Source organism: Paenibacillus sp. OK060 (assembly GCF_900101205.1).
In the GTDB taxonomy this organism is placed as follows: domain Bacteria; phylum Bacillota; class Bacilli; order Paenibacillales; family Paenibacillaceae; genus Paenibacillus; species Paenibacillus marchantiae.
Window position 1 is genome coordinate 304,871 of sequence record NZ_FNFR01000005.1, and the last position, 19,410, is coordinate 324,280.

At 46.5% G+C, this 19,410-nt stretch carries 14 protein-coding genes; 5 read left to right on the forward strand and 9 right to left on the reverse strand.

Going from position 1 to position 19,410, the window contains the following annotated elements:
- Positions 1-92: 92 nt before the first annotated feature.
- Both BLS14_RS19985 and BLS14_RS19990 read right to left on the reverse strand, forming a co-directional pair.
- Complete coding sequence (locus tag BLS14_RS19985; RefSeq protein ID WP_256336604.1) at positions 93-1,685, reverse strand: helix-turn-helix domain-containing protein; 1,593 nt, start codon at positions 1,683-1,685, stop codon at positions 93-95.
- Positions 1,686-1,789: 104 nt separating this feature from the next.
- A complete protein-coding gene (locus BLS14_RS19990) occupies positions 1,790-3,148 on the reverse strand; it encodes a PTS transporter subunit EIIC (RefSeq protein WP_090953591.1) in 1,359 nt (452 codons plus the stop codon).
- Between the two features lie 331 nt (positions 3,149-3,479).
- On the opposite strand from BLS14_RS19990, the gene BLS14_RS19995 reads away from it, so the two are divergent.
- Both BLS14_RS19995 and BLS14_RS20000 read left to right on the forward strand, forming a co-directional pair.
- Positions 3,480-6,131 (forward strand): cation-translocating P-type ATPase, encoded by a 2,652-nt coding sequence (locus BLS14_RS19995; RefSeq protein ID WP_090809762.1) that lies wholly within the window; start codon positions 3,480-3,482, stop codon positions 6,129-6,131.
- A gap of 154 nt (positions 6,132-6,285) precedes the next feature.
- Positions 6,286-7,629: an MFS transporter gene (locus BLS14_RS20000; RefSeq protein ID WP_063565409.1), complete on the forward strand. Its 1,344-nt coding sequence runs from the start codon at positions 6,286-6,288 to the stop codon at positions 7,627-7,629.
- A 117-nt stretch (positions 7,630-7,746) separates the two neighbouring features.
- On the opposite strand, the gene BLS14_RS20005 is transcribed toward BLS14_RS20000, so the two are convergent.
- From BLS14_RS20005 to BLS14_RS20015, 3 genes are all read right to left on the reverse strand, one after another.
- Positions 7,747-8,211 (reverse strand): SMI1/KNR4 family protein, encoded by a 465-nt coding sequence (locus tag BLS14_RS20005; RefSeq protein WP_240321418.1) that lies wholly within the window; start codon positions 8,209-8,211, stop codon positions 7,747-7,749.
- 32 nt (positions 8,212-8,243) lie between these two features.
- Entirely contained in the window at positions 8,244-8,900 is a 657-nt protein-coding gene (locus BLS14_RS20010) for a DUF2625 family protein (protein ID WP_063565521.1), read from the reverse strand.
- Positions 8,901-8,963: 63 nt separating this feature from the next.
- Positions 8,964-9,641, reverse strand: a complete 678-nt coding sequence (locus tag BLS14_RS20015) for a Crp/Fnr family transcriptional regulator (RefSeq protein WP_063565408.1) — start codon at positions 9,639-9,641, stop codon at positions 8,964-8,966.
- Between the two features lie 165 nt (positions 9,642-9,806).
- Here BLS14_RS20015 and BLS14_RS20020 point away from each other — a divergent pair, with 165 nt between their 5' ends.
- On the forward strand, positions 9,807-10,658 hold the full coding sequence (locus tag BLS14_RS20020) for a leucine-rich repeat domain-containing protein (RefSeq protein WP_063565407.1): 852 nt from the start codon (positions 9,807-9,809) through the stop codon (positions 10,656-10,658).
- 63 nt (positions 10,659-10,721) lie between these two features.
- On the opposite strand, the gene BLS14_RS20025 is transcribed toward BLS14_RS20020, so the two are convergent.
- On the reverse strand, positions 10,722-12,521 hold the full coding sequence (locus tag BLS14_RS20025; protein WP_063565406.1) for an SgrR family transcriptional regulator: 1,800 nt from the start codon (positions 12,519-12,521) through the stop codon (positions 10,722-10,724).
- A gap of 111 nt (positions 12,522-12,632) precedes the next feature.
- Between BLS14_RS20025 and BLS14_RS20030 the strand changes: the two genes are divergently transcribed.
- Complete coding sequence (locus tag BLS14_RS20030; protein ID WP_063565405.1) at positions 12,633-13,868, forward strand: MFS transporter; 1,236 nt, start codon at positions 12,633-12,635, stop codon at positions 13,866-13,868.
- A 161-nt stretch (positions 13,869-14,029) separates the two neighbouring features.
- Complete coding sequence (locus tag BLS14_RS20035; protein ID WP_090953593.1) at positions 14,030-15,520, forward strand: right-handed parallel beta-helix repeat-containing protein; 1,491 nt, start codon at positions 14,030-14,032, stop codon at positions 15,518-15,520.
- Positions 15,521-15,654: 134 nt separating this feature from the next.
- Here BLS14_RS20035 and BLS14_RS20040 read toward each other — a convergent pair whose 3' ends face one another.
- From BLS14_RS20040 to BLS14_RS20050, 3 genes are all read right to left on the reverse strand, one after another.
- Positions 15,655-16,638, reverse strand: coding sequence for a sensor domain-containing diguanylate cyclase (locus tag BLS14_RS20040; protein WP_072734597.1), 984 nt, complete (start codon positions 16,636-16,638; stop codon positions 15,655-15,657).
- A gap of 29 nt (positions 16,639-16,667) precedes the next feature.
- On the reverse strand, positions 16,668-17,474 hold the full coding sequence (locus BLS14_RS20045) for an alpha/beta fold hydrolase (protein WP_072734598.1): 807 nt from the start codon (positions 17,472-17,474) through the stop codon (positions 16,668-16,670).
- 187 nt (positions 17,475-17,661) lie between these two features.
- The gene (locus BLS14_RS20050) at positions 17,662-19,296 is read right to left on the reverse strand and encodes a DUF1593 domain-containing protein (protein WP_090953595.1); all 1,635 of its coding nucleotides are present in this window, start codon (positions 19,294-19,296) and stop codon (positions 17,662-17,664) included.
- Positions 19,297-19,410 lie beyond the last annotated feature (114 nt).

A 19,410-nucleotide genomic window follows, 5' to 3' on the forward strand; every position in this document is an offset into this window, starting at 1 on the left:
AATATTGATAATGATAATTATTATCAAATACTAGCAAATAGGAAGAGATCCTTCCATAGGAGATGGTGCGTATTTAGTTGGATTATTGTGCTCTACCATACATTGGTGACCAGACTATTCACAATTTCATTCAAAATCATTTTCTGTCCAATAATTCCACGGCCATCCACCCACAGGCGAGTATCCACGAGAAATACCCTGTTGTTTTTTACAGCCTTCAAGTCATTCCATTGAGAGCTCTCCACTAACTTCTTCATATTTTCTTGAGCACTAAAGTGTTGCATAACTCGTTTCTCCACAAACAGGTAATCGGGATTGGCTTTGGCCAACAAGTCGAGTGAGCAAGGATTAAACCACGCCTCCCCTGCTTGCAGCGGCTGTGGCAGAGTTAAACGGAGCTGTTCGTACAGTAAATGGGATACCCCATTAGAATGACCACCCAAATATCGATAACCAAACGGTTCTACCCTCAGTACCATCACGGTAGAGGAAGATTGGACAAGATGCTGCAGTTGCTGCTGTGCTGCGTTTACTTTCAATTTCATCTGCATATGGAGTTTATGGGCTGTATCTTCTCGGTGAAAAAAGCCTGCCAGTTGACGGAGCAGAGCCTCCACATCGTTATTTAAACCGGTTATGATGGGTGCAATTGTGCGCAGCTTTTGTTTGATCTCTTCTGTCCAACAATTTCCCATAATGCATTCAGGATGAACTTGCCGAATCAGTTCCACATCCAGCTCATATTGTGAGACTTCCAACATCTTCACCTGATGCGTTTCAAATAGTTCATGTTGATGTTCATGCAAAAGCAAGGGAGTTACTACAACCGCATGTGGAATAATCCCCAAGTGAATCAGCACTTCCGCACAAAGCGGGGAAAGACATACGATTTTACGCTGGGGTAGCGTTTGTGCATAATTTCTCGGCGACACACCCGTTAACTGTTTGAAACGACGACTGAAATAATGTGCATCCTCGAATCCGGTCTTCTTCGCAATATCCTGAGATGTTGCCGTTGATAACAACAGCTCCTCTTGAGCACGATAGATCCGGTAATGAGCCAGATAATCCAGAGGCGGCTTTCCAAAGCGCTCACTGAATTTGCGGGAATAATGCCAGGGACTGATGCCTGCGATCTCAGCCAATTGCTTGCGTGTGATGACCTGTTCATAATGCTGCTGCATGTAATCCACAGTGCGGAGAATGCTTTGTTCCACGGTCGGTTCCTCTTCTAACAGCTCCCGGTATACATGTTGCAACAGTTCATACACCAAAAGCTGATTTCCTACACGGATTACATTGGGATTAGGAGAACCATCTCCATTCCAATGTTGGCTAAGACTCGCCAGTGTGCCACCGGTTAATTTTACTTTTTGATACGTGTCCCCTGACGGTACATGCCATTCATATTTCACTACTTCACCTCGGTCTGGGAACATCGCGTATGTATCGAACTGAACATGCCATCCGGCCAGATCCAGATTGCCACCCTCAATCACTTCAATCACGGTGTTTTCTTGCACTGCAACTAACTCCCCATAAGATACCTGAACCCTATGACCATTAATATTCCAGATCGCTTTCCCGTCGAGGATAAGTAGTAAGGCATGACTTGAAAAGTGATGCCTTTTGCCCTCACTCATCCATTGGTCTGTAAGTGGCTTAGTTGACTTCCATTGAGCCATCCACTCTATGTTGTTGGGCATTTTGTTATCCTTTCTGTGGCTGTTGTGTTATTAACTCTACAATACACGAAAACCCGCACCATCAGGTACGGGCTTTTCTTAATTTATACGTGTTTCCGTTCTTTTCCTATCATCCAATAGGTGAGCACACCTGACACACAGAAGGAAATAATCAAACCAACGCAGGCATGTAACAGATTCAGGCTCCCTTCCTCCATAAATAGCGGAATTTCCAGCAGACTTCCGGACCCACCCAATGCAACTGCTTTGACGGACATCAGCCCGAAACACAGTCCTCCTGCAGCACCGCCCAGCAATGCCGAATAAAAAGAGGCCCTCTTTCTCATATTGACCGCATACATCGCAGGCTCTGGGGTACCTAATAAAGCAGTTCCTGTTGCCCAGAAAGCCAGCTTCCTGAATTCCCGCTGTTTGCTTCTTAGCCCAGTAGCGAGTGAAGCTCCTGCTTGTGCGACGAAGGCAACTAACATGACAGGGAGAATGAGGGAGAAACCATTAACCATCAATTCATTGATTATGATAGGTAAAAGCCAGTAATGTAATCCAGCGATCATCATTAGGGAATAAACCGCTCCCAGCAGCATAATTGCTACAATCGGGGCATCATTCAGTAGTGAATCTACCACATCCGGTAAATGCTGATCAATCCAAGTACCAATTGGACCGAGTATCATTAGAACCAGTGGAACTAGAATCAGAAACGTCAACAATGGAGCAAGAATTCCTTTAAAAACTCTTGGGCTTTTTTGCTCAACGACTTTATCCAGATAGGACGCCGCATATATCGTCAAAATCACCCAAATTGAAGCTGAAAAAAAGATCGCTTGTGACACAATGGGTACACCCATAAAATGAACATCCTCTTCACCTGACAATAAAGCGGTCATTTGCGGGTAGAACATTAGACCGCCAATCGCTGCGGCAACATAAATATTGCTTTTTAACCGATAGGCTGTACTGATGGCTACCAGGATTGGCAACAGATAATACACACTATCTCCAATGGATTTAAATATCAGGAATGTCTGACTATCCATCAGTGAGGATTCGTTAAATAACGTAATGACGGCTAGAACAATCTTGAGCACTGCAGCTCCCAGGATGGCGGGCATCAGAGGCCTGAACACATCGGAAATAAAATATAACAATGATTTTTTACGGGTACGCCTTGTTGCAGGCAGTACGTCCCCTTCTGCTTTCCTCACTCCCATGCCCTGTAGCGTATTATATAGTTGGGAGGATTCGTCCTCATATGCTATGGAGCAATAATCGCCTGTTATACGAATATCGGCGCCAAGATCCAATACATCAGATACTGATAGATCCATTCGAGTACGGTCACGCAATGTCAGCGTAGTGGTATCCATGTCATGCTGCACATGACGAATATTTTCCTTTCCCCCTGCGAGTTTCAATAGTGCTTCGATTTGCTTGTCATTCATATGTACCTTCTCCTTATGCTGCGGTAAACCCGAGTTTTATGATATGCCCTTATCTATATACGCATTTCCATGAAAAAACTTCAATAGGATAAAAAAACTAATTCCCCTTTTATTTCATGGTTTTTGCGCAAGGTACAATGACCTAATCAAAATAAACAGCAAAAGTATATCCAACACACCGCATAGCAAACGAATGAGATTTACCAGACGCGGAGATTCTACCTATGGAGTTCATAAAATTGATAAAGTTTCACTGGTTCTTAGACGCCTGCAAGGTTATATACACAAAGAAATCTAATATCTGAAATCTATGATCCAAGGAGCTGGTCATTTGCAATATTACAGACATAGTGCAGAGGAGACACTTCAGGACGTTCAGAGTTCCACTAATGGGCTCACAACCTCTGAGGCTGCGAAGAGACTGCAGACGGAAGGCTATAACGAGTTAAAGGGAAAAGCTGCAACCCCCATCTGGAAGCTATTTATTGAAAATTTTAAAGATCCTATGGTTATCGTGCTGCTGATCGCGGCCGCTGTTCAGATCGTCCTTGGACACCTGATCGAATCGCTAATCATTTTTCTCGTCATTCTGTTAAATGCGGTAATCAGCGTTGTGCAGACCAAAAAGGCCGAAAGTTCTCTGGATGCACTCCGGCAGATGTCTGCTCCCGAAGCCAAAATCATTCGTGACGGGCAGAAAAAAACGATTCCCGCGCGGGAACTTGTTCCCGGTGATATTGTCTTGCTGGATGCAGGGGATTATGTCCCTGCAGACGGCCGCATTTTGGAGTCAGGCAGCTTACGAATCAACGAGGGAATGCTTACAGGTGAATCCGAAGCAGCGGAGAAACATGCAGATGCCATCCCGGAAGAAGCTCCGATCGGTGACCGTCGCAATATGGCATTCAGTGGATCACTGGTGGTGTATGGTCGGGGTACGCTTGTCATTACGGGTACAGCACTGAAAACGGAAATCGGCAAGATTGCCGAATTGATTGAAAATGCAGAGGCGAAGGAAACTCCGTTGCAACGGAAATTGGAATCCTTTAGTAAGAAGCTTGGCTTCTTTATCCTAGGCTTGTCGATTCTTATTTTCGCCATCGAAGCAGGACGTGTCTGGTTAACTGAGGGAACGGAAAATATCGGGCCATCCATTGTGAATGCCCTAATGTTCGCAGTTGCCGTCGCTGTCGCCGCCATTCCAGAAGCCCTTTCCTCCATAGTGACGATTGTATTGTCTCTGGGAACGAACAAAATGGCCAAGCAGCACGCCATCATCAGACGTCTTCCAGCCGTGGAAGCTTTGGGTTCTGCCAGCATCATCTGTACCGACAAAACAGGAACGCTCACTCAAAACAAAATGACCGTGGTGGACTATTACATTCCCCATGGCACGAAAGACCAATTCCCCGATGATCCCAAACAGTGGTCTGCAGAGGAACGGCGCTTGTTACATATTGCAGTACTCTGCAATGATTCGAATATTAACCAGGAAGGCAAGGAACTCGGTGACCCAACCGAGGTGGCGCTCATTGCCTTCAGTAACCGGGTGAACAAGGATTACAATGAAATTCGTGATCAGTTTCCGCGTGAAGCCGAGCTTCCTTTTGACTCGGATCGGAAATTGATGAGTACTGTGCACACATTTGAAGGACAGACGGCTTTGCTGACCAAGGGTGGCCCGGATGTGCTGTTCAGTCGCTGTAGTCATGTGTTTATGAACGGAGAAGTTCAGCCATTGACGCCTGAGATTCGCATACAGTTTGAAGAAAAGAACGAAGCGTTCTCCAAACGGGCCTTCCGTGTGCTAGCATACGCCTACAAAAAGTTTGATGACAAAAATCAGGTCACGGTAGAGGACGAATATGATCTAACACTTGTTGGTCTGACAGCCATGATTGATCCACCGCGTGAAGCGGTATATGGTTCCATCGAAGAATCCAAGAAGGCAGGCATTCGCACGATCATGATCACTGGCGACCACAAAACAACAGCCCAAGCGATCGGTATTGATATCGGACTTGCAGGCCCGGATGATCTGGCCCTTACCGGAGCAGAGTTGGACAAACTGTCGGATGATGAACTCGATCAGCAGCTCGAACATATCTCGGTGTATGCACGTGTATCTCCTGAAAATAAAATCCGCATCGTGCGTGCGTGGCAACGCAAAGGCAAGATTGCAGCGATGACCGGAGATGGCGTCAACGACGCACCTGCACTGAAACAGGCAGACATCGGCGTAGCGATGGGCAGCGGGACGGATGTCGCGAAAGACGCGGCAGCCATGATTTTGACGGATGATAACTTTGTCTCCATCGTGAATGCAGTCAGTGTAGGGCGTATGGTATTCGATAATATCAAAAAAGCCATTGCGTACCTGTTTGCAGGAAATCTTGGGGCGATTATCGCCATTTTGTTTGCACTTGTAGTCGGCTGGGTGAACCCATTTACGGCCCTCCAGCTGCTCTTCATCAATCTGGTAAATGATTCCCTGCCTGCTATTGCACTGGGTACGGAAAAAGCTGAACCGGATGTCATGCGGCGGAAACCGCGGGATATCAACGAAGGTATCTTTGCCGGCGGAACATTGCAGGCTGTCATTACACGTGGTGTTCTGATCGGGGTGGCTGTTATCGTGTCCCAATATATTGGACTTGGGATCTCGGAGGAAATGAGTGTGGCAATGGCCTTCACGACCCTGATTCTGGCACGGAGTCTGCAAACTTTTGCAGCGCGCTCCAACACACAGACGATTTTCCAGGTCGGCTTCACCACTAACAAATATGTCCTCGGCTCCATCTTGGTTTGTCTCTGCCTGTATGGAATCACGCTGATTCCAGGGGTTCGCAGCATCTTCGCCATCCCGGCAGCCTTTGGCTGGAATGAGTTCCTTATCGCAGGGGGACTTGCTCTCGCAGCGGTCATTCTGATGGATGTCATCAAGTGGATTCGCAATCGTGGCACACCAGCTACTACGTCCTAAAAATAATCAGATGAAAATGCTCATGTGCAAAAACGACGTCCTGGGTCAGGACGCCGTTTTTGTTTAACCACCCAATGAATTCGTATGACATTATTGCCATATACATAGATTGAGCGTAAAATGGTTTATTGAATTCATAGACAGGAATGGTTACGTGAAAGATAAAATTGTAATGCCTCTCTGGACTTGCTGCCTATTCATCGTTGTGATGAATACCACCATGTTTAACGTCTCTTTACCCGTTATTATTCATGATCTTCAGATTACATCAGACCTGGGGTCCTGGGTCATTTCAAGCTACTCCATTGGTTATGCCTTGTCGACGGTGATTTACAGTCGATTGTCTGACCGTATTCCGGTACGCAAATTGTTGACGGTGGGATTGCTTATTCTGGGCTTATCTTCATTGCTGGGATTATTTGCGCACAGCTTTGCGATCCTTTTGCTGACACGTATTTTGCAATCTGCGGGTGCAGGAGTCATGGCCGGGCTTGGACTTGTCATCGCGAGCCGTTATATCCCAGTGGAACGACGCGGAGCTGCCATCGCACTGATCTCATCAGGAAGTGCCATGGCGTTTGGGCTTGGTCCCATTGTCGGCGGACTCATTAGTGAGTACTGGGGCTGGAATGGACTTTTCGCCATTACGGTGCTTGTCCTGCTTGCACTGCCCGTACTGCTCTATTTTCTCCCGCGTGAAACGGCCAAACTGGAGAATCCTTTTGATATGATCGGTGCTGCATTAACCGTGATTAATGCAACCACCCTTCTGGTTGCCATTACTCAGCAGTCTTGGTTATGGCTGGCCATCGGTGTCATTTCACTTGTTGTGCACATCGTGTATATTCGCAGGGCGAGCCTTCCTTTTGTGAATCCACATGTATTCCGAACACCCGGGTTTACCCGGCTACTGATCATCGGCTTCTGTGTTCTGGTCGTAAATCTGGGGAATCTATTCCTGATGCCGCTAGTGCTCGCTGATCTGTTTGGACGCTCGTCACTGGCTATTGGTCTGCTGATTGCTCCTGGAGCCATCGTCTCGGCATTCTGTACCCGTTTTGTAGGTCGCTGGATCGATCGTTATGGCAATATACGTTTTCTGATGATCGGACACATTTTGCTTGCCGCAGTGCTTGCTCTGTTTATGCTGGGACTGAATCAGTCTGCCCTGATCATCACCGGAGGATATCTCTTCTTCTCCCCGGCACTCTCCGCCTCCATAGCTTCACTGAATAACGAAGCGTCTCGGGTGCTGCCCAAAGCGCAAATCGGTTCCGGTATGGGCTTGCTGCAGTTGATCCAGTTTTTTGGCGGTTCGGTATCCGTAGCTGTCTGCGGGCTTATGCTGCACGGCATTCCGGGTGTTCCGGTAGAGGAAGCCTATCATTATGTATATGGGTGTCTGCTTTTAGTCTGTCTGATCTCGCTTGTCATCGTGGTCTGGCATAACAAAGCTGCACGATCGAACTCTACGGCTACAATGACTGAGACTGGATAGGTTGTAAACTAGGATGTATTCTATATCATTCAATCACAACATTATTTATTCAATTGAGTAAAAGGCTCGCGCATAGCGCGAGCCTTTTGTTGTTCACCCCATTATTCAAACGGTGAATCACTCAACTGGATCACTCGGTCTGGTTTTTAAACAAGCTATGAATGCATTGAAGTTGGCAGCGATCTCACGTACATTTTCCTCCAGCAGTTGCTGGGCTTCCTCCGGGGTCTCTGATTCACTCTCAGCATCTTCACGCACTATCGCCTCTTCATGATCCATAACCAGTACGGCAGGAGATTCTGAATTCTTTCGGTAATCCAATAAATAGTTGTTGCCGCTGCTGACACTCCAAGCAAACGGAATAATCCGGCGTGGATCGGGATTCACATCATCTACCAGATTGTTGTTATTTGCAATGAACTGATGATCGAGAGCGGAGAAACGAATTTCCCAATCGACAACCTCTCCATTTTCAATCATATCAAATGCTTGAACGCCAGACTCCTGCTGAAACTCCAGATATTCGTGGGGAAACACAATACCGTAATGCTTCTGAATGTTATCGATATTCAAGTTATTCAAACTCTCCCTCCGTACAGCCCTGTCGTACCACATCATTTCCCAGCCAATGCTGCCTTCCAGGCCTCCTCCACCGCTACAGGAGCTTTGCTGCTACTCTCGCCGCCGCCCTCCTCCGTCCAAAGCGGTGGATAATATGCAAATACTTGTCCTGTCTGAAGCTGCCCCATGTCGTTTTGCCAACCCTTCCAGCGAAAGGTCTGATAGTACTGCTCCAGATCACCGTTAGCCAACCAGTTGATGAAGCCTGAATAAGCCAGTTCTGTCGATTCCCATTCCAGCGTGTCAGGGGCAAAATAGTATACATGTCCCGTACGGCCATACTTGCCCATATCCATTCCGAAAAATCCACCCGCGGCATCGTAGGCGACGATCATCATGCCTTCCAATGCGGGTACACACAGCTTGTCTCCCAAACCATTCCAACTGGTCAGACTCCCAAAGATGCGGTCACCACCCGATCCAAGTAACGTAATCCAGCCATCATCCAACAGGATTCCCTCGGTCTCATAGGCAACGGCTCCCAAATAGGATTTGGTGCTTACTTGGAGGCGATAGAGCGCATCCTCTCCGACCTCCCGCTGTGCAGGAATATAGGTGTATTTATTTTGTCCATGGTCCAACAGCTCCTTGAGTTCCTCCCAAGCGTGATGTTCCCGATCCACTAATTCGTTTGCAGATAGTTTATGCATGATCACTCGCCCCTCTCCAACCTTTAACATTACATATCGTTCATTTCCAATAGCTGATCGTGTTTATTCCGACTTGGCGAAGCCCCTCAACGCTTCAGGGTTCATAATAACTATTTTTTGATTTTGCATTTGGACGACATCCTGCTGCTGCAAATCCTTTAACAATATGCTTACCGTTTCCCTCAGAGTTCCAACCATATCTGCCAGATCCTGATGAGTCAGTCTCAAATTAATGATGGTCCTTTCCTCTTCCAGTGCACCGAATTTGGTATACAGTTTTTGCAGCGTCAGCATTAATCGTGTCTTGGCATCATTGATTTTCATCTCATGCAACTTCTCATTAGCCAGAATCAGACGATCAATCTGAAGCTGTAGCAAACGGTCTTTAACACCTGGATATTGGGCAATCAACTGTTTGAATACCTTACCGTCAATGGTACAGACCACACTGTCACGATGGGAAACCACGGATAACATCCTTTCCTTGATGGGATCGACAAGTTCCATATCTCCAAAGACATCGCCCTGTCCCAGCAAATCGACTGTATGCTCTCTCCCCTGTGTCGTTCTATACACTTTGATGACTCCCGATAACACAATATAAGCATGATGGCTCGGTTCACCTTCATCAAAAATCCGCTTGCCTTTGGGGTAAGATATCGTTCGGAATAAAGGACGGATTCCTTCAAGTTCTTCCGGATACAAGTCTCTAAACAACGGAATATCTTGCCATAATGTCATGTTGTCCATAAGCTTCCTTTCTGTACCTCGGATGATCGTATGCTGGCATACAGCACCTCTTCACCAGCACTGTTATAGTAGGTTACAGCACACGATGCCACAATCAAACCACCTATTTCCCACAACCAGTATGTCCACTATTTTGTATAACGAGGAGAGATTATCATGAGAATTAATCTGGATGGGCTGGGTTTAACCGAGACACCGGAACATGTATGGGATGCTGAAAATTTGCTTGAACTAAGCCTCTATAACAACCGAATCAACACAATTCCCGATCAGCTGTTCCAACATACTGAAATTGAAGTTTTGAATTATGCAGGAAATGAAATTGAGACTTTGCCAAGCCTTATCGGCCGCCTTGCTCATTTGAGAATGCTGGATCTTGGACATAATCGTCTCGAACAGTTGCCCAAAGAAATTGGACAATTAAGCTCGCTGGATACGTTCCTCTACCTGAGCAACAATCGATTTACAAGTCTTCCTGCAGAGCTGTGTAACCTCAAGTCACTTCGATATCTGAATGTTACAGATAATCAGCTTCGGGAGCTCCCAGCAGAATTAGGCAATCTGAAGAACCTCATTGAACTTCGTTCATATTATAACAAACTGGAATCACTTCCCGAATCGCTTACCGAGCTCAGCCAATTGAGAGAACTTCACGTATACGGTAATCTGCTTACTCACCTGCCTCAGGGAATAGGCCACCTTACTGAACTTCGCATATTGGATTGTAACAACAATCGGATTAATGAATTGCCTCACTCTATTCAGGACATGAAAAAATTGAGAAAGCTAAGCCTCAGAACAAATAGAATAACCCATTTGCCTTCAGAAATCGGTGCACTTAGCAGCCTGATTGAGCTCGATCTGAGAGATAACGATATGTCGGAGATTCCGGAATCCATCCTGGAGCTGGAGCATCTGGAGAAGCTTGATCTCAGGTGGAATAGTAATCTGAGATCTACTTCCTGCTTAACTATCCTCGAGCAAAGAGGTTGTGTGGTTTATAAATGAACATTATAACCTTCTGCATGAAAGGACCGAACGAAGGATAGAATCATCCTGGATTTCTCGACTTCACACTTCCTCCACATGCTTCACCCATATATGTTTGTAGTCAATTTTTCCCCATGCATTTAAGGCAATGCCTTCAAGCATGGGGTGATGCTGAGCTCTCTGAAGACTGTGATACAGAAAGATGACATTCGATGAACTTTTGAGCTTTTCCTGAATGTCCAAAAGCTGCTTCATTCGCTCGTCCGGGCTCGGTTCTCTCATGCATACTGTTAACTTGTCATCCACATATGCGGTCAATTCCGGGCTGAGGTGATTACGCAGGAAACTGAAACGGGATTGATACAGCTCCAGCAGGGTAAGGTCTGCCTGCTCACCAAGTACTTCTCCAGCCATGACCAGATCGGCCTGTGCCAGCACTTGGGGGTCAGCCAGATGCTCAATCGGGAGCTTCACCACATTCAGTTGTACCCCCATCTCCTTGCATCGTCTGCTAATCCACACAGCCGTTTTTTCATTCTCCAACCATTCATACGTGTAAAGGTTTAGAGGCTGACCGCCATATTCGGATCCCTGAATCCGTTTTTTTGCTTCATCCAGATCAGAACTCCCTGCGTAATCCTGCTGCGCTCCACTGAGTACAAACCCCTCCGATGCACACTGCCTGAGACCACCCAGTTCCTTAATCATTCGTTCCCGATCCAATCCCAGATCCATGGCCTGACGAAATAAAATATTCTGCTGAATCCCTGCTTTGTTCAGGTTAAAGGTCAGGTAGGTGCTGCCATTCTCCAACTGGCTGAGAGAGGGTTCACTCGTTGATTCTCTACTCGCACCCGAATATAACAGCTGCATATCCCTGCTTGTCCTGTGTGACCCAGGCTGTCCTTCATAGTCCGGCCACACCCACATCTCAATCCGATCCAGATGAGGACGCCCTTCAAAGTAATGGCCATTCGCTTCCAGAACAAGCAGAGATTCATTATTTTTGATCATGCGGAAAGGACCCGTGCCAATCGGCAGTGCTGAGAAACATGCAGCTTTGTCGGGACCTCCCAAATCTTCAGGCACGATCGAACAGCGATCCGTACAGAGAAAAGCTGGAAATACCGCATTGGGCTGGGCAAAATAAAAATCAATGCAATATCTCCCGGGAGTCTCTATAGCTTTGATTAAAGAAAACATCCATTCCGAGGATGTCCTTCCTGACATGCGTTCAAATGTAAATCTCACATCCTGTGCAGTCATTTCCTGACCGTGGTGGAACCGTACTCCCTTACGTAAGTAAAACCGCCACCGGGATGATGAGTCGTCCCATTCCCAATGATGAGCTAGTCCAGGAAGAATACGTTTTTCCTCCGGATCGAATATGAGGAGTGTATCGAAGATCTGCCTTACCCAATGAGATTCAGTACGCCGCTGAACCCACGCAGGGTCCAGATGAGGGACCGGCCGGTAAAAGGGAAAACGCAGTACCTCCCGTTCCTCCCCATCGGTGCGCAAGATGCCCAGCTGTCGTTCCAGCCAATCGGTGAAGTCTTCCTTCATTCGCTGCGTACCGGAAGAATCAATTAAACGCCATGCTTCATTGAGCTGCTCATTCTCCACAAGCTGCTTCGCTTTGGCTGCAAGCAGATCCGACACCGATACGTTAAAAGACATTCGGGATACATTGCCTCTTCCTCGACCGGGTATCCATGTCAAATAACCGGATTCCGTCAATTTGTTCAGCACAAGCTGTGCATTACGCCTCGAACAATCCAGCAGTTCAGTGACCTGTTCCATCATGACTTCAATCATTTCCTGCTCAGGCACACCCTCAAAGTGAGTGCGCAAGATCAGATAATGCTCTTCTGCGTCCATCTTCACCCTCCTAAAAGGCGAAGTCGACTTGGTGAATGCTTCGCTTTTTCTTCCTCTTTTGCAAAAGTATAATGGACCTCATTACCACACGTAAAGAGGAGAGTGTTATCCATGTCTGAAATCAACGTACACGCCACACCTACCACCACACTCGCCACATCCGTATGGAGAAATCCAAGCTTCATCATTCTGTTTGCTGCCAGCGGCATCATTGCTCTTGGCAATCAAATCTATGAATTGGCTCTGCCTCTTATTTTATATGAACTCACAAAGTCTCCTGTAGCGATGTCCACCATGCGTGGCATTGAATTTCTGCCGAACCTGTTTCTAGCCATGTTTATCGGTGTACTGATGGACCGGGTGCATAAGAAATGGTGGTCTATTGGCTCCATCGTGTTACAGGTTATCCTTCTGCTCGCGCTGTTTCTGTCTTTTCAATATGGTCAACCTTCCATTTATGTACTCTACGGATGCGGTTTTATGCTGATGACACTGAGTTATGTTTTTCGCAATGCATCAGCTGGCATGATCAAACAATCGGTGCCTACGCCACTACTAACGTCAGCCAACGCGGCTTTGGGTTTCACCACAACGTTAATTACCATTATGGGTGCCGCCCTATCCGGAATGCTGTTGATGTTATCCAACCTGCATACGGGGCTATTAATTACGGCCATTCTGCTTGCGGTATCCTGTATCATTCTAATACCACTGCACTCCGCACCTGTGTCCAGAGGAACATCTCCTCAGGGCTTCTGGGTAGACTTTAAAGAAGGCTGGATCGAGCTGCGTCGCAACCATATGTTACTGGTTATCAGCATTACGGTCATTTTTCTCAATGCCACCTATGGTATGGTGGATGCAACCGTCATCTTTTATGCCAAAGACACTTTGCAACTGCGTAATCTGGAGCTTGGACTTGTACTATCTGCTGCTGGGGTAGGTGGTTTGATCGGCAGTCTGGTGGTAAGCTCCCTGCGCCGCAAATATTCGGCTGGCGTGCTGATTGTGGTGACCACACTGCTTCAAGGATTCGCCTTTCTGATCCTTGGTTTGTTCCACTCAACCTACGGACTTGCAGTGGGTCTGTTTCTATCTGGTATTTTCCAAACCATCAGCACGATCTGCATCTGGACATTCCGCCAGGAGTCCACGCCACATCACATGATTGGCCGGATCAGTGGGATTACCGGGTCTCTGTTCAAGCTCGGCATGCCCCTGGCTATATGGGGAAGCGGCTGGATCTCCGAGCTGTCCAATCCTGCGTTGGTGTTCGGTATAGCTGCGGCAGCGAATTTCATCATTTTTATCTGCTGCCGCTACAGTGTACTCTGGGACCGAAAATAACGATCAACATATACAAACAGGTGGCGAGATCATACTCACCACCTGTTTCGTTTCTAAGTACCTCTCCCCATTGTGGAATTCTATGAGCATCTTACGCCTTATTTCACCATTCAAATCTGCTATAATCGAACTTCATAGTCAATTCATGAGGAGGAATCAACTTGTATCGTATTACTACAATTGCACTCCTGGCCCTGATCCTGTTCGCAACCGGTTGTCAGAAGGATGAGACTTCATCCGTCCCTTCTCCCGAGGCTGTGCAGGTACCGGATACCCAGAAGATGTATTACATATCACCACAAGGAAACGATTTGAACAAAGGAACCATTCAAGCTCCCTGGAAAACGTTGCAGCATGCTGCCGACCATGCTCCCCCGGGAAGCACCGTTTATTTGCGGGAAGGTGTCTATCACCAAAAAGTCAAAATCACTCGAAGCGGTAATTCCTCCGGCAATCCAACCCTGTTTTCCAGCTATCCGCAGGAGAAGGCCATCATTGATGGTGAAGGTCTGTCGGTACGCGGCATAGAGGGTTTGATTGAAGTCGAAAATGCCAGCTATATTACGATTCAAAATCTCGAAATTCGCAACTTTACAACCTCACTTCGGGGACAAGTGCCTACTGGAATATATGTTCACGGGTCAGGAGAGCACATTCAACTCCTGGGCAACACCGTTCATTCCATTGCCAATGATGCTAAACCTTCAGGACCCAATTTACAGGGCAGGGACGCCCATGGAATCGCGATTTATGGTACGGAGCATCCCCAAGCATTACGGGATATTATCATCAAGGATAATGAACTGTATGATCTCGTGCTAGGTTCAAGTGAGTCACTCGCAGTCAACGGGAATGTGGATACGTTTGCCCTACTCGACAATACGATCCATGATACCGACAACATCGGCATTGATCTGATTGGGTATGAAGGAACTTCCGAGGACGACACTTACGATCAGGCGCGAAACGGGATTGTACGGGGAAACGAAGTCTATAATATTTCTTCCAATCTTAATCCGTCTTATGGAACGAACCTCCCTAATGATAGCAATTCTGCCGGGGGAATCTATGTAGATGGAGGCAAAAATCATATCATCGACCACAATCGGGTATATCGTAACGATATCGGAATCGAGATTGCTTCGGAGCATGCTGGGCGTTCCACCAGCCACATTACGTTGCAGGATAATCTGATTTTTCATAACAGGCTTACCGGCATCGCCATGGGCGGCTATGATGAGGAACGCGGTTCTACTGAGGACAGTACGATTATGTACAATACGTTAGTGGATAACGACCTGCTGGATGCAGGCAATGGGCAGTTATTCTTGCAAGCCCGAACGAAGAACAATACGTTCAAACGAAACATTCTCGTATCGGGCAGCTCTGACGTGCTCATTTACAATGAATACACCAGTAATTCGGGGAATGTGTTTGATCACAATGTGTACTACTCCTCTGCACCACAAGAAGATACGCTGTGGGTATGGAAAAACACGGAGTATTCCGGCTTCACCCCCTACATGGAGGGATCAGGAAATGACGCACATTCATTGTATGTAAACCCCGAATTTATGGATGAGGCCAACGAAGACTTCACTCTCCAAGCTGGTTCTTTCGCCGAAGGATACGGCTACCTTGCACCGCGATAATGATTACGGAAGAAGAACAACCAATTCAAGTCAGCTGTCCCGTTTCAAACAAAATAAAAGAGCTTGCGCATAGGGCACTTCCCTTATGATGCAGGCTCCTTAATGTTTTCCTGTTTAACTGTTTAACCCAGCCCTTAATTTCTTACAAGCTCGGCTGCATGGGTCACCCGATTTCGCCCACCCGTTTTGGAGGCATAGAGCGCTTTGTCCGCTTTTTGAAACAAAGACTGATCTGTATCTTCCTGCGAAACCGTAGCTGCGCCAATACTCACTGTAATGTTATACTCGCCCCAATCGGCGGAATCTACCTGTGAACGATATCTCTCCGCTGTAGCCACAGCTTGCTCTCGATCACAATTCGCAAGAATAATGACAAATTCCTCTCCGCCATAACGCGCCACCACATCCGTGCTCCGTGACACCGATTGCAGCAGGCCTGCCAGATTGCCCAGCACCAGATCTCCAATCGGATGTCCATACGTATCGTTGATGTTCTTGAAATGATCAATATCAACGACCAGAAGGGAGAAAACACATTGAGTTTCCCGGAAGAGTGCCAGGCTTTCCACCATTTTATCCTGAAAAAACCTGCGGTTCTTGAGTCCGGTGAGCAGATCCGTCGAAGCCATCGTCTCCAACTGATCATTCACTTTGATTAACGCCTGCTGCTTCACCTTATATTCTTCGTGCAGTCGTTCAAGTTCCTTGTTCGCATCATTTGTGGCTTGATACAGTTCCTGAAGTTTCGTCTTGGTGTTCATTATATCCTTCTCATGTTCAATTCGCTTACGCATCACCACAACCACACAATCTACTACGCTTTCCCCATCGCGATTTTGGCGAATCCCGTTAAGCAAAACTGGGACATCCTGCTGATCACTGGTGCGAAACGTAAAGTACATCTCGTCCACATGTCCATATAACTGAATATAGGGATAGAAATACGTATGAAAAAACAGCTTGTTGGTCACCGACATAGTCGACTCAATATGCCGTCCCAATAGCTCATTGCGTTCATACCCTAGCATGGTCAGCAGGGTTTGATTAATCGTTTTTATGATGCCCGAGTCAGAAATGGAGAAGTATCCACAGGGTGCCATATCTAATTGTATATCCATGGATTAACTGCCTTTCCTCTCATTTTACTTTACACGCTCTGCAAATACTCTTTAATGAAGCGGCTTGTCTCTTCAGGCTGACTTAAATGTGGATAATGCCCCTTCGCCGTCATCTGTTGAAGTCTACTGTTCTTCAGATGCGCATGCAAGTAATCCCCCACTTCAACGGGAGCGATGCTGTCATCCGAGCATTGAAGAATGAGCGTAGGTACCGAGGCACGCTCCAATTCATTCCGACAATCCGAGAAAAACGTCACCTCCGCAAATTGTCTGGCAATATGCGGATCTCTCGAACAGAAGCTTTTTTCCAACTCTTCCGTCAGCTCTTTCCGTTCCGGATTCTGCATAACAATCGGAGCGAGATAGCTGGCCCAACCAATAAAGTTCATCTGCATCATTTCCAGCAACTCATCAATGTCACGCCGATCAAATCCGCCATAATAACCCGGAAGATCGTTTACATAACGCGGGGAAGGCCCCAGCATGACGATTTGCTTGAAATATTTAGGTTCATGAATGGAAGCAAGCATGCCAATCATACTGCTGACCGAGTGTCCAACAAATATGACATCTCTCAAGTCGAGCGCTTCCATAATCTCCAGCACATCCTGGGCATATCCTTGAAGATCACTGTATTTGTTTGAATCATAATAGTTAATTTGAGATTCACCTGAGCCTACATAATCGAATAAAACAACTCGGTAGTGCTCCGTAAAACTCGGAACAATATAGCGCCACATATCCTGATCGCACCCAAATCCATGTGCAAAAATAATCGTTTGGCTGCCTTTTCCCAACACTTTCACATTGTTACGCACGAGGACGTCAATCGTCATCCAAATCACCTCTCTGAGGTAGTATCCTTTTGCTTTGACCTATCTGGTTATTATATCGGAAATTGTTGGGTTATGGATAAGAAATATTAATTTTCATTACTTTGGATACATAAAGAACAATCCACTTTGTATGCCAAAAGGCCCTCTCATCACGAAAGGGCTCTTTGTACTCATTTTTTATTTTTGGCTATTTTACAGTGAGAATCACACGTTGATAATGCTTCAACTGATGCTCCCCATCATCCTGTACTTCGGCTACGATATGAATGGTATCGCCCGATTTGGCATCGTCAGGTACGTTGAACGATACAGCATCGGTGTCACTGCCCTCCAATTGAATCGTATCCAACTTCTCGCCCTTCGCCAGTTCACGATGTAATCCAAGTTGCAGATCACCCGCCATCTCAGGCTGAACTTTCTCCTCCTGGACGTTGGAATCTTTGTACGTATCTGCTTCAAAATATCTCCACCATTTGTAGGTGAGCTGATCTCCATCCGGGTCTTTTCCTTCGGCATGAAGGGTTATTTTCTCACCCGGACTGACGGACAGATCCAGTCCTTCCTTAATCGTTAATGACGGATTATGGTTGGCTGCTTCAAAGTTATCTGCTACGGCCCAATCGGCACGAGCCGCAAAATCATTCTGAATATCGTCAAACCATCTCATCAAAGAGTATTCAGCCTCATATCGTTTGGTATACGGATCGTAATCAAGAACGTTGTTCCTGAACAGCTTCTCATTTACCACACCGAAGCGTCCACCCCATCCACCGTAGGAAGGGTCTTCCATACTGCGCAGTCCATTGTCAATTAAATAGAAGAAGGATGGAGAATCACCCTCAGATATAAAATCGTATTTGTCATATTGCGGATTCTTCTTTAGATACTCAGCACTACCGCGCTGCTCTTCTTCCAGCTCGCCTTCAATCATTTTGCCGTCACCCATAGATGCATACATATCCAACAACTTGCCATGACCATCCAGAATGTTTTTGATCATCCAATCCCCATGCAGCTTGCTGTTGACTTCCTCTGTATGGAATTTCCACGCATAGGCAAAATGCCAGAAGTTCGATTGGTCGTTCAGAATACGAATGTCAGGCCAATTTTTTGCAATATAGTCGTTATAGCTGTCATCCTGATCGAGGATGATGTATAGCACCAGTTTATCACTGACTTTTTTGCGAATCGTCTCCCACTCAGCTGTGTCCTTGTACTGTTCTTCAATCGATTTCAGTGCTCTGGCTGTTGTATTCGTACCGCCCCAGGTCTGCACAATCAGATCTCTGGAATCATCGTCGAGGAAAAGCGTTTGGAGAAATTGGGAACCTTCCGTTTCTTTCTCCATCTCCCCTTTGTCGGAGATATTACCGATTTTGGTCATCTTGCGAAGCTGTTCCGGCTTCGGATATCCCTCTGCATGTTTGGACAAGTTGGGATAAATTTCGCCATAGGCATCAATCATATCGTAAACCCACTGTGTACCTGTCCAGCGGAAAGGTTTGATTCCTGCTTCCTCGTCGCCCGCATAATGATAGACTGAACTGGTCAGCACAATGCCTGCCAGATCCATTTCATTGGAATATAACAGAAAACGAATCACCGAATTCATATCATCCACTTCACCATCGGTTGTAATGACCGTTCTAGCTTTGGTTGCTGAATGATCTGCCGTTTCTGTAGATTCATTTTGTTCCTGTTCTGCCGTCTTATTCGGCGTTTCAGTAACCGTTTGCGGTGTTTTGGATGCGCATCCACTGACAATCAGAATCATACTGAGGCAGCCAGCCGCCAAAACGTTTAACCATTTTCTTGTATTCATGTTCGTGATGCTCCCCTTTCTTGTGTTCCACGCGATGTGTTTTTGGGAATGTCTGCGATGTTGGTCTACTACTTAATATGGTCCGTAAAATGCAAAAAAACCCAAACATCAATA

What these genes read in the sequence shown, in the direction of transcription:
- BLS14_RS19985 (WP_256336604.1), bottom strand. Translation starts at nt 1,685, where the DNA reads ATGGCTCAATGGAAGTCAACTAAGCCACTTACAGACCAATGGATGAGT.
- BLS14_RS19990 (WP_090953591.1), bottom strand. Translation starts at nt 3,148, where the DNA reads ATGAATGACAAGCAAATCGAAGCACTATTGAAACTCGCAGGGGGAAAG.
- BLS14_RS20010 (WP_063565521.1), bottom strand. Translation starts at nt 8,900, where the DNA reads ATGCATAAACTATCTGCAAACGAATTAGTGGATCGGGAACATCACGCT.
- BLS14_RS20015 (WP_063565408.1), bottom strand. Translation starts at nt 9,641, where the DNA reads ATGACATTATGGCAAGATATTCCGTTGTTTAGAGACTTGTATCCGGAA.
- BLS14_RS20020 (WP_063565407.1), top strand. Translation starts at nt 9,807, where the DNA reads ATGAGAATTAATCTGGATGGGCTGGGTTTAACCGAGACACCGGAACAT.
- BLS14_RS20025 (WP_063565406.1), bottom strand. Translation starts at nt 12,521, where the DNA reads ATGGACGCAGAAGAGCATTATCTGATCTTGCGCACTCACTTTGAGGGT.
- BLS14_RS20030 (WP_063565405.1), top strand. Translation starts at nt 12,633, where the DNA reads ATGTCTGAAATCAACGTACACGCCACACCTACCACCACACTCGCCACA.
- BLS14_RS20040 (WP_072734597.1), bottom strand. Translation starts at nt 16,638, where the DNA reads ATGGATATACAATTAGATATGGCACCCTGTGGATACTTCTCCATTTCT.
- BLS14_RS20045 (WP_072734598.1), bottom strand. Translation starts at nt 17,474, where the DNA reads ATGACGATTGACGTCCTCGTGCGTAACAATGTGAAAGTGTTGGGAAAA.
- BLS14_RS20050 (WP_090953595.1), bottom strand. Translation starts at nt 19,296, where the DNA reads ATGAATACAAGAAAATGGTTAAACGTTTTGGCGGCTGGCTGCCTCAGT.